This is a genomic window from Pseudomonas sp. F8002, assembly GCF_013385495.1.
Taxonomy (GTDB): domain Bacteria; phylum Pseudomonadota; class Gammaproteobacteria; order Pseudomonadales; family Pseudomonadaceae; genus Aquipseudomonas.
Window position 1 is genome coordinate 231,633 of the sequence record NZ_JACAPW010000015.1, and the last position, 18,725, is coordinate 250,357.

Genomic DNA, 18,725 nt, shown 5'->3' on the forward strand with positions numbered 1-18,725 from the left:
CATCAGACCGTGATGTTGTGCTTGGCCAAAAATGCCACGAACGCCTCTTCATCCAGCACTTTCAAGCCCAGCTCAGTGGCCTTGGCCAGCTTCGAACCCGCGCCCGGCCCGGCGACCACGCAATGGGTTTTCGCCGACACCGAGCCCGCCACCTTGGCGCCCAGGCTTTCGAGTTTTTCCTTGGCAACATCGCGGCTCATCAGTTCCAGGGAGCCGGTGAGCACCCAGGTGTGACCGGCCTCGGGCAAGCCTTCGACGACTTTCTTCTCACTCTGCCAGTGCATGCCGAAGTCCTTGAGCTGTTGCTCGATGGCCAGCGCGCGCCGGGCGTTTTCTTCAATATCAAAAAAGTCCCGGACGGCCTTGGCCTGCTTCTCCGGCAAAGCCTGGCGCATGTCGAGCCAGTCGGCCTTGATCACGCCTTCGAGGGAGCCGAATTTGTCGGCGAGTTTCTGCGCGGCGCCCGGGCCCACGGACGGCACGTGCAGCTTGTCGAGAAAGCCGCCCAACGTGGTGCTCGCCGCAAACTCGGCGCTCAGGTCGCCCTGTTCCTGCAACTCCAGGCCGCACTCCTCCCTGGAGAGCAAGGCGCCGATCACGTCCTGGTTATGGCTGTCTTCAAAGAAGCTGTGAATCTCGTGGGCCACTTCCAGGCCAACGTCCGGCAAGTACGTCAGCACTTCCGGCAAGGCCTGCTGCACGCGCTCCAGGGATGCCAGCGAGCGCGCCAGCACCTTGGCCGTCTCCTCGCCCACATCGGGAATGCCCAGGGCGTAGATAAACCGTGCGAGGGTTGGCGTCTTGCTGTTTTCAATAGAGGCAATCAGCTTCTTGCTGGAAACGTCGGCAAAACCTTCCAGGTCGATGATCTGTTCGTACTTGAGCTTGTAGAGATCCGCCGGCGAGCCGATGAGTTTTTCGTCCACCAGTTGCTCGATGGTCTTGTCGCCCAGGCCATCGATGTCCATGGCCCGGCGCGAAACGAAATGGATGATCGCCTGCTTGAGCTGCGCACCACAGGCCAGGCGCCCGACGCAGCGGTACACCGCGCCTTCGCTGACGGTTTCCTTACCCTTGCTGCGCTTGACCAGTTGCGTGCGCTCAACGTGGGAGCCGCACACCGGGCAGCTCTCGGGGATCTGCACCGCGCGGGCGTTTTCCGGGCGACGCTCGGTGACAACCGACACCACCTGGGGGATTACGTCACCGGCACGGCGGATGATCACGGTGTCGCCGATCATCAGGCCCAGGCGCGCCACTTCGTCCATGTTGTGCAAGGTGGCATTGGACACGGTCACACCCGCGACCTTGACCGGCTTCAAGCGTGCCACGGGCGTGACAGCGCCGGTGCGGCCGACCTGGAATTCAACGTCAAGCAGTTCGGTCAGTTCTTCCATCGCCGGGAATTTATGGGCAATGGCCCAGCGCGGCTCGCGGGCACGGAAGCCCAGTTCCCGCTGGTAGGCAATGCTGTTGACCTTGAACACCACGCCGTCGATTTCATACGGCAAGGCATTCCGGCGCTCACCGATATCGCGGTAGTAGTCGAGGCAATCCTGAATCCCCTTGGCCAGCTTCAGCTCATGGCTGATGGGCATGCCCCACTTCTTCAGCTGTTGCAGGTTGCCGATGTGGGTGTCGCTGATATCCGTGGTCACGCCATAGCAGCAGAATTCCAGCGGACGGCTGGCGGTGATCTTCGAGTCCAGCTGACGCAGGCTACCCGCCGCCGCGTTGCGCGGGTTGGCGAAAGTCTTGCCGCCAACTTCCAGCTGGGTGGCGTTCAGCCGCTCGAAACCGGCCTTGGACATGAATACTTCGCCGCGCACTTCGAGGGTCGCCGGCCAGCCGGTGCCGTGCAGTTTCAAAGGAATGTTGCGCACGGTACGCACGTTGACGCTGATGTCTTCGCCAGTGGTGCCATCGCCACGGGTGGCGCCACGCACCAGCTCACCGTCCTGATACAGCAGGCTGACCGCCAGGCCATCGAGCTTCGGCTCGCAGCTGTACTCCACCGCTGCGCCACCGCCAAACAGGTCGCCCACCGGCAGATCCAGGCCTTCGGTGACCCGGCGATCGAATTCCAGCATGGTGCTTTCATCAAAGGCGTTGCCGAGGCTGAGCATCGGGATTTCGTGACGTACCTGAGTGAACGCAGACAATGCCGCGCTGCCGACCCGCTGCGTCGGTGAATCACGGGTTACCAGCTCCGGGTGCTCGGCTTCAAGCGCCTTGAGCTCGTGGAACAACCGGTCGTACTCGGCGTCCGGAATGCTCGGCTCGTCGAGGACGTGGTAACGGTAGTTGTGCTGATCCAGTTCAGCGCGCAGTTCGAGGATGCGGGTGTGGGCGGCGGTCATGGGTGTTCTCTCATAAAGCAAAAGAGCAGCCGAAGCTGCTCAATATGTTAGTGCATGGATTCTACAGGCAACGCTTAAGCTTGGACCTCAGCGCTTCTGTGTCAGGGCACGACGCTCGAACTCGACGATGCGCTGACGGTAATGCTCGATGGTCTGGGCGGTCAGGACGCTGCGTTGATCGTCCTTGAGTTCGCCGTTGAGTTCCTGGGACAGCTTGCGAGCTGCCGCCACCATCACGTCGAACGCTTGTTTCGGGTGACGCGGGCCCGGCAAGCCGAGGAAGAAGCTCACCGCCGGAGTGCTGAAATGGTCGATGTCGTCCAGATCGAAGATGCCCGGCTTGACCGCATTGGCCATGGAGAACAGGACTTCGCCGTTGCCGGCCATGCTTTCGTGGCGATGGAAAATATCCATCTCGCCAAAGCGCAGACCGCTTTCCAGAATATTCTGCAGCAGGGCCGGGCCCTTGAAGCCGGCGGCGTCACGGCAGATCACGCTGATCACCAGCACCTCTTCGGCAGCTGGCTGGTCCTTGACGGATTCTTTATGGGCGCTCTTGGCCGGGGACTCATCCGGGAAGTCGTCATCACGGCTGCTGAAGCTCGGGCCTTCTTCCAGGTCCAGGTTCAGGTCGCCCTGGGATGGCTCGCTGGCCGCGCTGCGCTTGCCGCGCTTGGGTTCGCGGGCTTCACGCACCGGTGCGCTCATCGACGGCAGGTCGTGCTCGTCCAGGTGCGGTTCTTTATGGTTGTCCAGGACACGCGGTGGCCCCAGCAGCTCGGCGCTGCCGTCGTCGTCCGGCAAATTGGACAGGTTGCGGTCCAGGCGAAATTTCAACTTGCCCTTGCCGCCACGCATCCGGCGCCAGCCATCAAAAAGAATACCGGCAATGACAATAATGCCGATGACGATCAGCCACTCGCGCAGACCGATTTCCATGTAATCCCGTGCCTCTAATAAAAAATGCTGAAAAATAAGGGGTTTAGCACCGTGCAAACCGCTTTAAAACGTGGCGCCAACTCTATGTTCTGAATGACGTTTTGCCCACGCATACGAAAATTTGACATTAAACTAGCACGACCAAAGATAACTTTACACCGTCTGTCAAAATGCCTTGAACAAATATGTCCATTTGCCACTTTTCCCAGACCGGTAAATCACCTTACGTCCTGCTGAAAATCCTCCTTCGACCTGCGGCTCAGGATTCCACCAGCGCCATCGCCTCTTCGACATCCACCGCCACCAATCGCGAACAGCCCGGCTCGTGCATCGTCACGCCCATCAATTGATCGGCCATTTCCATGGCGATCTTGTTGTGGGTGATATAGATGAACTGCACCGTCTGGGACATCTCTTTAACCAGTCGGGCGTACCGTCCAACGTTAGCGTCATCCAGCGGGGCGTCAACTTCGTCGAGCATGCAAAACGGCGCCGGGTTCAACTTGAAGATCGCAAATACCAGGGCCAATGCGGTCAGTGCCTTCTCGCCACCCGACAACAAATGGATGGTGCTGTTCTTCTTGCCCGGAGGCCGCGCCATGATCGTTACCCCTGTATCGAGTAGATCTTCGCCCGTCAGTTCCAAGTAAGCGCTGCCACCACCGAAAACTTTCGGGAATAACGCCTGTAAACCGCCATTAATCTGATCAAAGGTATCTTTGAAGCGATTACGGGTTTCCTTGTCGATCTTGCGGATCACGTTTTCAAGGGTGTCCAGCGCTTCGACAAGATCGGCGTTCTGCGCGTCCAGATAACGCTTGCGCTCGGACTGCTGCTGGTACTCGTCGATGGCCGCGAGGTTGATCGCGCCGAGTCGTTGAATGCGCGCGGCAATCCGCTCAAGTTCTTCTTCGGCTTCTTTCTCGTTGGCCTCGGCGGTCAGGGTATTGAGCACGCCGTGCAGGTCGTAGCCGTCTTCCAGCAACTGGTCTTGCAGGGTTTTGCGGCGCACCGTCAGGGCCTGCCATTCCATGCGCTGCTGTTCGAGCTGGCCTCGGATCAGTTGCGACTGTTGCTCGGCCTGGGTCCGGCGTTTTTCTGCGTCGCGCAGTTCGCGGTCGGCGTCTTCCAGGGCGATCTGGGCGGTCTTGAGCTCTTCGTCGACGGTCATGCGCTTGTCGAGCAACTCTTCAAGCTTCAGGCGCAGCTCTTCCAACGGGGCCTCGCCCTCCTCCAGGTTGAGGCTCAGTTGCTCGCGTTTTTCGGTCAGGCGTTCGGACTGCATTTCCAGGCGCTCAAGGGCCTGGCGCGTGGAGTCGTGCTGCGCCCGCAGGGAGCCGAGGCGCACGGCCAATTGATGGGCATGATCCTTGTGCTGGCGAGCTTCCTGGCGCACCCGGTCGAGGCGCTCGCGCAAGCTGTCGCGCTGGGCCAGCAGCAACTCGCGCTGCTCGGTGTCCAGGGCCATGCTGTCGAGGGCTTCCTGCAATTGCAGGCGTGCTTCGCCGACTTGTTCGTGTTCGAGGGCGCGTTGCTCGCCCATCTCGGCCACTTCTTCGTCGAGCCGGGTGCGGCGCAGGGTCAGTTGCTCGACCTTGGCCTTGCTCGCCGAGAGCTGGGCTTTCAATTCGCCCTGCTGGCGCGCTTCGTCCTGCAACAGCCGGCGCAGGTGTTCGCGGCCGGTCTCTTGCTGGCGCTGGGTGGCGCGCAGGGTTTGCAGCTGGTTTTCCAGGGACTCGAGTGTGGCTTCGCGCTCTTCGCGCTCGGCGGTCAGGTTGACGATTTCCTGGCCACGGGCCAATACGCCGCTTTCCGCTTCGCTGGCGCGCCGTACCCGCAAAAAGTGCCGGCCGACCCAAAAGCCATCACGGCTGATCAGGCTTTGCCCGGCGGCCAACTGGCCGCGCTGGGCCAGTGCCTGCTCAAGGCTGTCGACCGGCTTGACCTGGCCGAGCCAGGGCGACAGGTCAATCGCCGCCTCCACTTTATCCAGCAGGCTGCCCGGCACGCGAGTGCCGTCCGCCGCCGGGCTGAGCAAACGCAGATCGCCCTGGGCAAAACCCGCCAGGTCAAACCCGCCAAAATCATCCACCAGCACCGCTTGCAGGTCGGCGCCGAGCACGGTTTCCACCGCCAGCTCCCAACCGGCTTCAACCTTCAGGCCTTCGGCCAGGCGCGGGCGCTCGGCCAGGTGTTGGTCACGCAGCCATTCAGCCGTGCCGGTGCCCGGGTCGAGCGCCGCTTGCTGCAAGGCTTCCAGGGAAGCCAACCGACCGTTGAGCCGCTGCAAATCGCCCTGAGCCTGCTGCTGTGCCTGGGTCGCCTGCTGCAGTTGCTGACGCAATTGCTCGAGGCGCTCCACTTGTTGTTCTTCGCTGGCTTCCAGCTCTTCCAGCGTCATTTCGCTTTCGGCGAGTTTCTCGCTCAGTTCGAGGATCGCTGCATCTTCCGGGTCGGCAGCGAGCAGCACGCGCTCTTCCACCAGGCGCCGCTGACGCTCGGCCAGGCGCTCCATGCTGGTTTCCAGTTGCTGGATGCGTGACTGCTGCACCTCAGCCTGGCGGCGCGGCTCGGCAGATTGCAGGTTGAACGTGTCCCACTGCTCCTGCCAGGCGTGCATGGTGGTTTCGGATTCTTCCAGGGCCGCAGCGGCTTCCTCGGCAGCGGCGCTGGTGACTTCCTGCTCGGGAGTGAGCATGTCCAGCTCCTCCCCAAGGGTCAGCAGCAAGGTGCGGTCGTGGCCCAGGTGCGATTCGGTTTCCAGGCGCGCACGCTCGGCTTCTTTCAAGTCGTCCTGCAACTGGCGCAAACGCTGCTGGCCGTGCTGGATGCTCTGCTCGACCCGGGCGATATCGCCGCCCACCGAATAGAAGCGCCCCTGCACCAGATTGAAGCGCTCGGACAGGTCATGGTGACCGTCCCGCAGGCGCTCGATGCTGGCGTCGGCATTGCGCTGCTCGGCCACCAGGGCTTCGAAGCTGATTTCCTGGGTGCCGATGATTGCTTCGCGCTGGCCCACCTGGTCATTCAACGCCTGCCAGCGCAGGGCCGACAGTTGCGCCTTGAGCTGACGCTCCTCGCCCTTGTATTCCTGATACTTCTCGGCGGCCTGGGCCTGGCGGTGCAGGCGCTCCAGCTGGCGCTCCAGCTCTTCACGCAGGTCAGTTAGGCGGGCAAGGTTTTCATGGGTACGGCGGATACGGTTTTCGGTCTCGCGCCGGCGCTCCTTGTACTTGGAGATGCCGGCTGCTTCCTCGATAAAGTTACGCAGGTCTTCGGGCTTGGCTTCGATCAGCTTGGAGATCATCCCCTGTTCGATGATCGAATAGCTGCGCGGGCCCAGGCCGGTACCGAGGAAGATGTCGGTGATGTCCCGGCGGCGACACTTGGTGCCGTTGAGGAAGTAGCTGTTCTGGCTGTCGCGGGTCACTTTGCGGCGAATGGAGATTTCCGCATAGGCCGCGTACTCGCCCACCAGGGTGCCGTCGGAATTGTCGAACACCAGTTCGATGCTGGCCTGGCTCACCGGCTTGCGGCTGGTGGAGCCGTTGAAGATGACGTCGGTCATCGACTCGCCACGCAGGTTTTTTGCGGAGCTCTCGCCCATCACCCAGCGTACGGCGTCGATGATGTTCGACTTGCCGCAGCCATTGGGCCCGACCACTGCCGCCATGTTACTGGGGAAGTTCACCGTGGTCGGGTCGACGAAGGATTTGAACCCCGCCAGTTTGATGCACTTGAGCCGCACGCTTAGGCTTCCGCCAACGCAGCAATGACCAGCGAGCAACTGCGCTCGCCGTAGGCCGAGAGCACCAGGCGAATCTGCGGCAGGTCACGGGCCAGCACGGCGGCGAGCAATTGCTCGAACAGCACCAGGTACTCGCTCATGGACGCCTTGCGCTGATCCAGCGCCAGGTAATAGGCGCGGTTCATCGCCGGCTGCAGGTTCTCGACGGTTTCCTGCAGGTACGGGTTGTTGGCGAACGGATAGGCGGCACGCATCACGTTGAAGCTCTCTTCGACGAAGGCGCGGATGTCCTGGCGTTCGAAGCTGGCGATCAGGCGCTGCTGGATTTGCACGAACGGCGCCATGTCGGCCTGGGTCTGCCAGCCGGCGGCGACCGCATTGCCCAGCAGGATGTACAGCTCGCCCATCAGCGTGCACAGGCTTTGCACCTTGTGGGCCGTCAGCTCGGTGACGTGGGCGCCACGGCGCGGCAGGATCGCAATCAGGTGCCGGCGCTCGAGGATCAGCAAGGCTTCGCGCACGGAACCACGACTGACATTCAGCGCCAGTGTGACCTTCTGCTCCTGGATCCGCTCCCCAGGCTTGAGATCGCCGCGAATGATACGTTCGGCGAGGTGGTGAGCGATTTGCTCGGCAAGACTATCCGGCGCCTTGAACGTCATGTTTTCCCTTCAAAATCTTCTATCGGTACAAGCGCGGCAGTGTAGCGCACTTGCCGGTTGATGGCGTACGGCCCACAGAGCGGAATTTGGCATGAAATAAGCAGCCATTAAAGTCCAGAAGCCCCCAAAAACGGCGGTTCCAGAGAACTGGACCATAATTAAGGATGTTGATATCGCATTTTCTTGACCTTTCGGTCAGAAAATCGTTGACCGAAAAGTCAGACATGACTAGATTCGGCGCAAAGCGGTTAACAACAATAATGAGTCTGCGAGGCCTTCCGTGATCCAGTTTTTACTAAACCAGGAGCTCCGTAGCGAGCACGCCCTGGACCCGAACCTGACTGTGCTCAACTATTTGCGTGAGCACCTGGGCAAATCCGGCACCAAGGAAGGCTGCGCCAGCGGCGACTGTGGCGCCTGCACCGTGGTAGTCGGCGAGTTGCACACCGACGATCAGGGCGCCGAGCAGATTCGCTATCGCAGCCTCAATTCGTGCCTGACGTTTGTCTCGTCCCTGCACGGCAAACAACTGATCAGCGTCGAAGACCTCAAGCACCAGGGCCAACTCCACAGCGTGCAACAGGCCATGGTGGAGTGCCACGGTTCGCAATGCGGCTTCTGTACCCCGGGCTTTGTGATGTCGCTGTTCGCCCTGCAAAAGAACAGTAATGCACCCGACAGCCAAAAGGCCCATGAAGCCCTGGCTGGCAACCTCTGCCGCTGCACCGGCTATCGCCCGATTCTTGCCGCCGCCGAACAGGCCTGCTGCAACAAGCCCCAGGACCAGTTCGACAGTCGCCAGGCCGACACCATCGCGCGCCTGAAAGCCATCGCCCCGACGCAAACCGGCGAGTTGAACAGCGGCGACAAACGCTGCCTGGTGCCGCTGACCGTCGCCGACCTGGCGGACCTTTACGACGCTTACCCACAAGCCCGGCTGTTGGCCGGCGGCACCGACCTGGCGCTGGAAGTCACCCAGTTCCACCGCACGCTGCCGGTGATGATCTACGTCGGCAATATCGAAGAAATGAAGCGCATCGAAAGCTTCGACGACCGCCTGGAAATCGGCGCTGCCACTTCCCTGTCCGACTGCTACAGCGCGCTCAACCACGAATACCCGGACTTCGGCGAATTGCTCCACCGTTTCGCCTCGTTGCAGATCCGCAACCAGGGCACCCTGGGCGGCAATATCGGCAACGCCTCGCCCATCGGTGACTCGCCGCCACTGCTGATCGCCCTCGGCGCGCAGATCGTGCTGTGCAAGGGCAACACCCGCCGTACCCTGGCGCTGGAAGACTATTTCATCGACTACCGCGTCACTGCCCGCCAGGACAGCGAATTCATCGAGAAAATCATCGTGCCCAAAGGCGTGCCGCTGTTCCGCGCCTACAAGGTTTCCAAGCGCCTGGACGATGACATCTCTGCCGTCTGCGCAGCCTTCAACCTGAAGATCACTAACGGTGTGATCGACGATGCCCGCGTGGCGTTCGGCGGCATGGCCGCCACCCCAAAACGCGCGAAGAACTGCGAAGCGGTACTGAACGGCGCCACCTGGAATTCCGCCACCGTGGAAAAAGCCTGCGCGGCCCTGGCCGAGGATTTCACCCCGCTGTCGGACTTCCGCGCCAGCAAGGAATACCGCCTGCTCAGCGCACAAAACCTGCTGCGCAAATACTTCATCGAACTGCAAACGCCGCACATCGAGACTCGGGTGACCGCTTATGTCTAACCATCACGCCGTGGAAAAATCCCAGGCCGAACTCGCCGAACTGTTTGCCAAGGACCTGACCAGCGGCGTCGGTCGCAGCGTCAAGCACGACAGCGCCGCCAAGCATGTCTCGGGCGAAGCGCAGTACATCGATGACCGCCTGGAATTTCCCAACCAGTTGCACCTCTACGCACGCATGTCGGACCGCGCCCACGCGAAGATCCTCAGCATCGACACCGCGCCCTGCTATGCATTTGAAGGCGTGCGCATCGTCATCACCCACGAAGACGTGCCGGGTCTAAAAGACATCGGCCCGTTGATGCCCGGCGACCCGTTGCTGGCCATCGACACCGTGCAGTTCGTCGGCCAGGTGGTGCTGGCCGTCGCCGCCCGCGACCTGGAAACCGCACGCAAGGCGGCGATGGCCGCTGTGATCGAATACGAAGACCTGGAGCCGGTGCTGGACGTGGTCGAGGCGTTTCGCAAAAAACATTTCGTGCTCGACAGCCACACCCACCAGCGCGGTGATTCGGCGGGCGCACTGGCGACCGCGAAGAACCGTATCCAGGGCACCCTGCACATCGGCGGCCAGGAACACTTCTACCTGGAAACCCAGATCTCCTCGGTGATGCCCACCGAAGACGGCGGCATGATCGTCTACTGCTCCACGCAAAACCCCACCGAAGTACAGAAGCTGGTGGCCGAAGTACTCGACGTATCGATGAACAAAATCGTGGTCGACATGCGCCGCATGGGCGGTGGTTTTGGCGGCAAGGAAACCCAGGCCGCCAGCCCGGCATGCCTGTGTGCGGTGGTCGCACGCCTCACCGGCCAGCCGACCAAAATGCGCCTGCCGCGTGTCGAAGACATGCTGATGACCGGCAAGCGCCACCCGTTCTATATCGAGTACGACGTAGGCTTCGACGACAGTGGCCGGCTACACGGCATCAACCTGGACCTGGCGGGCAACTGCGGTTGCTCACCGGACCTGTCGAACTCGATTGTCGACCGCGCAATGTTCCACTCCGACAACTCGTATTACCTGGGCGACGCCACCGTCAACGGCCACCGCTGCAAGACCAACACCGCCTCCAACACCGCTTACCGCGGCTTCGGCGGTCCCCAAGGCATGGTCGCCATCGAGGAAGTGATGGACGCGATTGCCCGGCACCTGGCCCTCGACCCGCTGGCCGTGCGCAAGGCCAACTACTACGGCAAGACCGAGCGCAACGTCACCCACTACTACCAGACCGTCGAGCACAACATGCTCGAAGAGATGACCGCCGAACTCGAACAAAGCAGCCAGTATTTCGAGCGCCGCGAAGCGATCCGTCGCTATAACGCCAACAGCCCGATCCTGAAAAAAGGCCTGGCACTCACACCGGTAAAGTTCGGCATTTCCTTCACCGCCAGTTTCCTCAACCAGGCCGGTGCGCTGATCCATATCTACACCGACGGCAGCATCCACCTGAACCACGGTGGCACCGAGATGGGCCAGGGGTTGAACATCAAGGTCGCGCAGGTGGTGGCCGAGATTTTCCAGGTGGAAATCGACCGCGTGCAGATCACCGCCACCAACACCGACAAGGTGCCCAACACCTCGCCGACGGCGGCTTCCAGCGGCGCCGACCTGAACGGCAAAGCCGCACAGAATGCCGCCGAAACCATCAAGCAGCGCCTGGTGGAATTTGCCGCGCGCAAATATGAAGTCAGCGAGGCCGACGTTGAATTCCACAACGGGCATGTGCGGGTCCGCGATCACATCCTGACCTTTGAAGCGCTGATCCAGCAGGCGTATTTCGCCCAGGTGTCGCTCTCCAGCACGGGCTTCTACAAGACCCCGAAAATCTTCTACGACCGCAGCCAGGCACGTGGGCGGCCGTTCTACTACTTTGCGTTCGGCGCGGCCTGTTGCGAGGTGATCGTCGACACGCTGACCGGCGAGTACAAGATGCTGCGCACCGACATCCTGCATGACGTGGGCGCCTCGCTGAACCCGGCCATCGACATCGGCCAGGTCGAAGGCGGCTTCATCCAGGGCATGGGTTGGCTGACCATGGAAGAGCTTGTGTGGAATAACAAGGGCAAGCTGATGACCAACGGCCCGGCCAGCTACAAGATCCCGGCGGTGGCCGACATGCCGCTGGACCTGCGGGTGAAGCTGGTGGAAAACCGCAAGAACCCGGAAGACACGGTGTTCCATTCCAAGGCCGTGGGTGAGCCGCCGTTCATGCTCGGTATTGCCTCGTGGTGTGCGATCAAGGACGCCGTGGCGAGCCTGGGTGACTATCGCCATCAGCCGAAGATCGATGCACCGGCGACGCCGGAGCGGGTGTTGTGGGGGTGTGAGCAGATGCGCCAGTTGACCGCCGCAAAAGCTGTGGAAACGGAAACCGAGTTGGCTTCGCTCTAGACCGAGGCGCTGCCTTCGCGAGCAAGCCCGCTCCCACATTTGAATGTGTTCACAAATCAAAATGTGGGAGCGGGCTTGCTCGCGAAGGCGGCCGGACTGACAACAGAGATGTTGAGGTAAACATGAACAACTGGATCAGCGCCCTCGCCGACCTGCAGAACCAGGGCGAACCCTGCGTGCTGGTGACCATCATCGAAGAGCTCGGCTCCACGCCGCGCAACGCCGGTTCGAAGATGGTGATCAGCGCCGCCCAGACGTTCGACACCATCGGTGGCGGGCACCTGGAATACAAGGCGATGCAGATCGCCCGGGACATGCTTGTGCGCGGCCAGCAAAACACCCACCTGGAGCGCTTCAGCCTCGGCGCCAGCCTGGGCCAGTGCTGCGGCGGCGTGACGGTGCTGTTGTTCGAACCCATGGGCCAGGTGCAGGCTCAGATCGCGGTGTTCGGCGCCGGCCACGTGGGCCGCGCGCTGGTGCCGTTGCTGGCCAGCCTGCCGTGCCGGGTACGCTGGATTGATTCGCGGGAACAGGAATTCCCGGAACACATTCCCCAAGGCGTGCGTAAAATCGTCAGCGAAGAGCCGGTGGATGAAATCGACCACTTGCCTGTGGGCAGTTACTGCATCGTCATGACCCACAACCACGCGCTGGACCTGGAACTCACCGCCGCCCTGCTCAAGCGCAATGACTTCACCTACTTCGGCCTGATCGGCTCGAAGACCAAACGCGTCAAATTTGAACACCGCCTGCGGGATCGCGGTTTCGACACCGCGCAACTGCAACGCATGCATTGCCCGATGGGGCTGACTGAGGTCAAAGGCAAACTGCCTGTGGAAATCGCCATCTCCATCGCCGGCGAAATCATCGCCACCTATAACGCCAACTTCGGCCAGCACACTGCGAGCGCCGAACCCATTGCCAAACTGCTGCCGGTATCCCGCCGCAGCCAAGCGACTAACTGAGATGACCATGCCTTTGACACGCAAAGCCTACCGTGCCGCCATTTTGCACAGCATCGCCGACCCTGCCGAAGTGGGGATCGAAGCCTCCTATGAATATTTCGAGGACGGCCTGCTGGTGATCGACAACGGCCAGATCAGTGCCCTTGGCCACGCCAGCGACTTGCTCGCCAGCCTGCCCGCCGACATCGAAGTCACCCATTACCAGGACGCGCTGATCACCCCCGGGCTGATCGACACCCACATCCACCTGCCGCAGACCGGCATGGTCGGTGCCTATGGCGAGCAGTTGCTGGACTGGCTCAACACCTACACCTTCCCGTGTGAAAGCCAGTTCGCCGACAAGGCCCACGCCGAAGAAGTCGCGGATATTTTCATCAAGGAACTGCTGCGCAACGGCACCACCACCGCGCTGGTATTTGGCAGCGTGCACCCGCAGTCAGTGAACTCGTTTTTTGAAGCGGCCGAGAAGCTCGACCTGCGGATGATCGCCGGCAAGGTAATGATGGACCGCAACGCGCCGGACTATTTGACCGACACCGCCGAATCCGGCTACGCGGAGAGCAAGGCGCTGATCGAGCGCTGGCACGGCAAGGGCCGTTTGCACTACGCGGTGACGCCACGTTTCGCACCGACCAGTACACCTGAACAACTGACCCTCGCCGGGCAGCTGCTGGGGGAATACCCGGACCTCTACATGCAGACTCACATCAGTGAAAACCTGCAGGAAGTGGAATGGGTGAAAGAACTGTTCCCGGAGCGCAAGGGCTACCTGGACGTGTACGACCATTACAAACTGCTGGGTGAACGCTCGGTGTTCGCCCACGGTGTGCACCTGTGCGACGACGAATGCGCGCGGTTGGCAGAAGCCGGTTCGGCAGTCGCGTTCTGCCCGACGTCGAACTTCTTCCTGGGCAGCGGTTTGTTCAACCTGCCGATGGCCGAGAAGCACAAGCTGAATGTCGGCCTGGGTACGGACGTCGGCGGTGGCACCAGCTTCTCGCTGCTGCAAACCCTGAACGAAGCGTACAAGGTGATGCAACTGCAAGGGGCGCGCTTGAGTCCGTTCAAGTCGTTGTACCTGGCGACCCTGGGTGGTGCGCGGGCGCTGCGTCTGGAAGACAAGATTGGCACGCTGCAACCCGGCACTGACGCGGACTTCCTGGTACTGGACTACAACGCCACCCCGCTGCTCAGCTATCGCCTGAAGCAGGCCAATAACATTGCCGAGACGTTGTTTGTGTTGATGACACTGGGGGATGACCGGGCGGTGTTGCAGACGTATGCGGCGGGGCAATTGGTGCACCAACGCTGATTTAACAGGTACAACAAAACAAATGTGGGAGCGGGCTTGCTCGCGAAGGCGGTGTGTCAGTCGCTGGATGTGCTGACTGATCCACCGCCTTCGCGAGCAAGCCCGCTCCCACATTTAGTTAGTGGCGAGCCTGGAAAATTACAGTTTTACAGACGAGCGCCCCGGCTTCTTGGTCTGCAACAGATGCGAGAACACCGCATGCAGGTCATCCGACGCGCTTTCCTCATCGAGGTTGAGCTTGCTGTCGATGTGATCCATGTGATGCATCATCAGGTTCACCGCCAAATCCGCATCCCGCGCTTCGATCGCGTCGATCAACTGCGTGTGCTCATCGTAGGAACAGTGCGAGCGGTTGCCGCTTTCGTACTGGGCGATGATCAACGAGGTCTGGGACACCAGGCTGCGCTGGAAGCTGATCAGCGGCGCATTCTTCGCCGCCTCGGCCAGCTTCAGGTGGAATTCGCCGGAAAGCCGGATGCCCGCGCCGCGATCGCCCCGGGAGAAGCTGTCGCGCTCGTCGTTGACCATCTGCCGCAGCTCGGCCAGTTGCTCGGCCGTGGCATGCTGCACCGCCAATTCCGTGATCGCACGCTCCACCAGGCGCCGGGCGAGGAATACCTGGCGGGCTTCCTCGACGCTCGGGCTGGCCACTACCGCACCACGATTGGGCCGCAGCAGTACCACGCCTTCATGGGCCAGGCGCGACAGCGCGCGGCGAATGATGGTGCGGCTGACGCCGAAGATTTCGCCCAGCGCTTCTTCACTCAATTTGGTACCGGGCGCCAGGCGTTGTTCGAGGATCGCCTCGAAGATATGCGCGTAGACGATATCGTCCTGGGTTCCACTGCGACCGGCCTTACCGGCTCGCGGTTGTTTCTTGAGGGGCTGCAACTGTTCGTTCATGGGCACTCGGGTCGGGAGAACGGCGGCGAATTGACGTTGACTGTAATACGGCACAGAGGGTCGCTGGCAAGTATCGCGTAAAATCAGCGCACATTGTACACAACCCAGTGCGCCAACACACTGTACGGCTGTTTGCGGCGCCGGCTGTATTGCAATGAATCGTTACGTTTGAGTTTAGGCTTGATTCCACGTTTTCTCCTTTGCAGGAGCGAGCTGGCTCGCGAAAAACGCCTAGGCAGCGCATTCATTAAGGATGCCAGCGTCATCGTTAATGATCTTCGCGAGCAAGCTCGCGCCTACAAAAACAACCCGGTAAAAGGAACACCGCCCATGTCCGACGTCCCCCAAGCGCGATTACGCCCACTGGCCGACACTTCGCCTTCGGCCATCGTCGCCGGTTTCATTGCCATGATGACCGGCTACACCAGCTCCCTGGTGCTGATGTTTCAAGCTGGCCAGGCCGCCGGCCTGACCACCGCGCAGATTTCCTCGTGGATCTGGGCGATCTCCATCGGCATGGCGGTGTGCAGCATTGGCCTGTCCTTGCGCTACCGCACGCCGATCACCATTGCCTGGTCCACACCGGGCGCGGCGCTGTTGATCACCAGCCTGGGCGGCGTCAGCTATGGCGAGGCCATCGGCGCCTACATCACCTGCGCGGTGCTGGTGACGATCTGTGGGCTGACCGGCAGCTTCGAAAAACTCGTCAAGCGCATCCCGGCGTCCCTGGCGGCGGCCTTGCTGGCGGGGATTCTGTTCAAGATCGGCAGCGAGATTTTCGTCGCCGCGCAGCACCGTACCGGGCTGGTACTGGGGATGTTCTTCACTTACCTGGTCATCAAGCGCCTGTCGCCGCGTTATGCCGTGCTCGCGGCACTGCTGATCGGCACGGCACTGTCCGGGCTGATGGGGCTGCTGGATTTCAGTGGCTTTCACCTGGAAGTGGCAACGCCGGTGTGGACCACGCCGCACTTCTCCCTGGCCGCGACCATCAGCATCGGCATCCCGCTGTTCGTGGTGGCCATGACCTCGCAGAACATGCCGGGTGTCGCGGTGCTGCGGGCCGACGGCTATAACGTACCGGCGTCGCCATTGATCACTACCACCGGCCTGGCCTCGCTGGTGCTGGCGCCGTTTGGCTCCCATGGCATCAACCTGGCAGCCATCAGCGCGGCGATCTGCACCGGCCCTCATGCCCATGAGGATCGCAACAAGCGCTACACCGCCGCGGTCTGGTGCGGGATTTTCTACGGGATCGCCGGGGTGTTTGGCGCGACATTGGCCGCGTTATTCGCCGCCCTGCCCAAGGAACTGGTGCTGTCGATTGCGGCACTGGCGTTGTTTGGCTCGATCATCAATGGCCTGAGCATCGCCATGAATGAACCCAGGGAACGGGAAGCTGCGTTGATCACCTTCATGGTCACAGCGTCGGGGTTGACGTTGTTTTCCATCGGTTCGGCGTTCTGGGGAATTGTCGCGGGGGTGTTGACGCTGGTGATTCTGAACTGGCGCAAGGCCTGATTCTTTAGACCCAGTAACGAAAAAGCGACCCGGGCGGGTCGCTTTTTCATGACATCAGACTGCCGGGTTAATCGGCTTTTCTGGGTGCCAAGCGTCCAGCAGGGCGCTGACTTCAACGCGGGTCAGCTCTGGACGAGCCTTCAGCCACGCTTCAACAGCGGCACGCTGTTCTTCGTTGACCGAACCACGGGTGGCTTTGCAAACCAGACCGAAGTCATCACCGCCGACGTAGTCCAGGCCGTTGCCGTCCATCGCTTCAGTCAGGAATGCTTCGAGGAAAGCGTCAACCGCTTCATCGTCCAAACCTTCTTTGAAGTCCAGGTTCAGTTCGAAACCCAGCTCTTGAAATTCATCAACGCACAGTTTTTTGCGCAGACGCCGGGAACGGTTAGTCGCCATTGGAACAATCCTCTTAAGTAATAACGGGCGGCACTTTAGCAGTTTAAGCAGGCCTTTGCCCGATTCTCTGGGACAGGCGGCAGAGTGCCAGTAAAAAAAACCGCCAATTGCAGCTATCGTTCAGCCACAAGTGCGACAGCCTTGGGGCATAATGCCGACACTTTCATGACCATTGAGGGATTTTTCGTACATACCCCTCACCTTTTTACCCCCTCAGCAGTAGGGTTTTAATTCTTATGATCAAATCTTTGCGTCCACTGTTACTCGCCAGTTTTCTTCTGCCCCTGGCCTTTTCCGTTACCGCCGCCCCGATCAACACTTCCCTGCCGCCCAAGGTCCAGGAAGCCCTCCAGAAAGCCAAGCTGCAAAACAATGCCCTGTCCCTGGTGATGATTCCCCTCAATGGCCCGGGCACACCTACCGTGTTCAACGCCGACGTGTCGGTCAACCCGGCCTCGACCATGAAGCTGGTCACCACCTACGCGGCCCTGGAAATGCTCGGTCCCAACCATCAGTGGAAAACCGAGTTCTACACCGACGGCACCCTGAGCGGCGGGATCCTGAACGGCAACCTGTACCTCAAGGGCGGCGGCGACCCCAAGCTGAACATGGAAAAACTCTGGCTGCTGATGCGCGACCTGCGGGCCAATGGCGTGCAGCAAGTGACCGGCGACCTGGTGCTGGACCGTGGCTTCTTCATCCCGCCGCAACTGCCGGAGTTCAATGACGACGGTAACGACGAGAACAAGCCGTTCCTGGTCAAGCCCGATGCCTTGATGGTCAACCTCAAGGCGCTGCGCTTCGTCACCCGCAATGATTCGGGCAAGGTGCTGGTCTCGGTCGAGCCGCCGATTGCGAGCATCCGCATCGACAACCAGGTCAAGGTCTCCAACGCCAAGCAATGCACCGGCGATGTGCGCTACAGCCCGATGACCGCCGCCGACGGCAGCGTCACCGTGACCGTCAGCGGCCAGTTGGCGGACGGCTGCAGTTCGCAGACGTATCTGTCGTTGCTGGACCACGCCACCTACACCGCCGGCGCCGTTCGGGCGATCTGGAAGGAACTGGGCGGCAGCATCCAGGGCCGCGACATCCAGGCGCCGGTACCGAAGAACGCCAAAGTGCTGGCTCGTGCGTTCTCGCCGGACCTGGCGGAGATCATCCGCGACATCAACAAATACAGTAACAACACCATGGCCCAGCAGTTGTTCCTGAGCCTGGGTGCGCAGTACCGCACCGATGCCGACGGCGACGACGCCAAGGCCGCCCAGCGCGTGGTGCGCCAGTGGCTGGCGAAAAAAGGCATCACCGCGCCGCACCTGGTGATGGAGAACGGCTCCGGCCTGTCCCGTGCTGAACGGGTCAGCGCCCGCGAAATGGCGACCATGCTGCAAGCGGCGTGGAGAAGCCCGTACGCGGCGGAGTACATCAGTTCGCTGCCGATTGCCGGCACCGACGGCACCATGCGTAAACGCCTGAAGACCACGGCCATGCGCGGCGAAGCCCACGTCAAGACCGGCACCCTGAACACCGTGCGGGCGATTGCCGGGTTCAGCCGCGACAACAATGGCAATACCTGGGCAGTGGTGGCGATTCTCAACGATCCGAAACCGTGGGGCGCCTCCTCGGTACTGGACCAGGTGCTGCTGGACCTGTATCGCCAGCCGAAACTGGCGGCGGCGGCCCCGGTCCTCTAACAGCAGCAAATATCAAATGTGGGAGCTGGCTTGCCTGCGATGCAGGCGCCTCGGTCTATCAGGAATACCGAGGTGATGCTATCGCAGGCAAGCCAGCT

At 61.3% G+C, this 18,725-nt stretch carries 12 protein-coding genes; 6 read left to right on the plus strand and 6 right to left on the minus strand.

Annotated features, from left to right (window positions below; genetic code table 11):
• Positions 1–2: 2 nt before the first annotated feature.
• From ligA to HX811_RS12820, 4 genes are all read right to left on the minus strand, one after another.
• The gene (gene ligA / locus HX811_RS12805) at positions 3–2,360 is read right to left on the minus strand and encodes an NAD-dependent DNA ligase LigA (RefSeq protein WP_003219078.1); all 2,358 of its coding nucleotides are present in this window, start codon (positions 2,358–2,360) and stop codon (positions 3–5) included.
• A gap of 87 nt (positions 2,361–2,447) precedes the next feature.
• Positions 2,448–3,299: a cell division protein ZipA gene (gene zipA, locus HX811_RS12810; RefSeq protein WP_003219080.1), complete on the minus strand. Its 852-nt coding sequence runs from the start codon at positions 3,297–3,299 to the stop codon at positions 2,448–2,450.
• Between the two features lie 259 nt (positions 3,300–3,558).
• Entirely contained in the window at positions 3,559–7,047 is a 3,489-nt protein-coding gene (gene smc, locus HX811_RS12815) for a chromosome segregation protein SMC (RefSeq protein WP_003219082.1), read from the minus strand.
• 2 nt (positions 7,048–7,049) lie between these two features.
• Positions 7,050–7,709, minus strand: coding sequence for a GntR family transcriptional regulator (locus HX811_RS12820; RefSeq protein WP_003219085.1), 660 nt, complete (start codon positions 7,707–7,709; stop codon positions 7,050–7,052).
• 280 nt (positions 7,710–7,989) lie between these two features.
• Here HX811_RS12820 and xdhA point away from each other — a divergent pair, with 280 nt between their 5' ends.
• From xdhA to guaD, 4 genes are all read left to right on the plus strand, one after another.
• Positions 7,990–9,438: a xanthine dehydrogenase small subunit gene (gene xdhA / locus HX811_RS12825; RefSeq protein WP_177046117.1), complete on the plus strand. Its 1,449-nt coding sequence runs from the start codon at positions 7,990–7,992 to the stop codon at positions 9,436–9,438.
• Entirely contained in the window at positions 9,431–11,830 is a 2,400-nt protein-coding gene (gene xdhB / locus HX811_RS12830) for a xanthine dehydrogenase molybdopterin binding subunit (protein ID WP_003219089.1), read from the plus strand. The genes xdhA and xdhB overlap by 8 nt, the downstream gene beginning before the upstream one ends.
• Before the next feature lie 122 nt (positions 11,831–11,952).
• Entirely contained in the window at positions 11,953–12,795 is an 843-nt protein-coding gene (gene xdhC / locus HX811_RS12835; RefSeq protein WP_003219091.1) for a xanthine dehydrogenase accessory protein XdhC, read from the plus strand.
• A gap of 7 nt (positions 12,796–12,802) precedes the next feature.
• Entirely contained in the window at positions 12,803–14,107 is a 1,305-nt protein-coding gene (guaD, locus tag HX811_RS12840; RefSeq protein ID WP_003219093.1) for a guanine deaminase, read from the plus strand.
• A gap of 138 nt (positions 14,108–14,245) precedes the next feature.
• Here guaD and HX811_RS12845 read toward each other — a convergent pair whose 3' ends face one another.
• A complete protein-coding gene (locus tag HX811_RS12845; protein ID WP_003219095.1) occupies positions 14,246–15,010 on the minus strand; it encodes a GntR family transcriptional regulator in 765 nt (254 codons plus the stop codon).
• Between the two features lie 330 nt (positions 15,011–15,340).
• On the opposite strand from HX811_RS12845, the gene HX811_RS12850 reads away from it, so the two are divergent.
• Positions 15,341–16,531, plus strand: coding sequence for a benzoate/H(+) symporter BenE family transporter (locus tag HX811_RS12850; protein WP_008437554.1), 1,191 nt, complete (start codon positions 15,341–15,343; stop codon positions 16,529–16,531).
• A 54-nt stretch (positions 16,532–16,585) separates the two neighbouring features.
• Here HX811_RS12850 and HX811_RS12855 read toward each other — a convergent pair whose 3' ends face one another.
• Positions 16,586–16,930, minus strand: a complete 345-nt coding sequence (locus HX811_RS12855; protein WP_003219101.1) for a YggL family protein — start codon at positions 16,928–16,930, stop codon at positions 16,586–16,588.
• A gap of 236 nt (positions 16,931–17,166) precedes the next feature.
• Between HX811_RS12855 and dacB the strand changes: the two genes are divergently transcribed.
• Positions 17,167–18,627, plus strand: a complete 1,461-nt coding sequence (dacB, locus tag HX811_RS12860; protein WP_003219103.1) for a D-alanyl-D-alanine carboxypeptidase/D-alanyl-D-alanine-endopeptidase — start codon at positions 17,167–17,169, stop codon at positions 18,625–18,627.
• Positions 18,628–18,725: the final 98 nt, after the last annotated feature.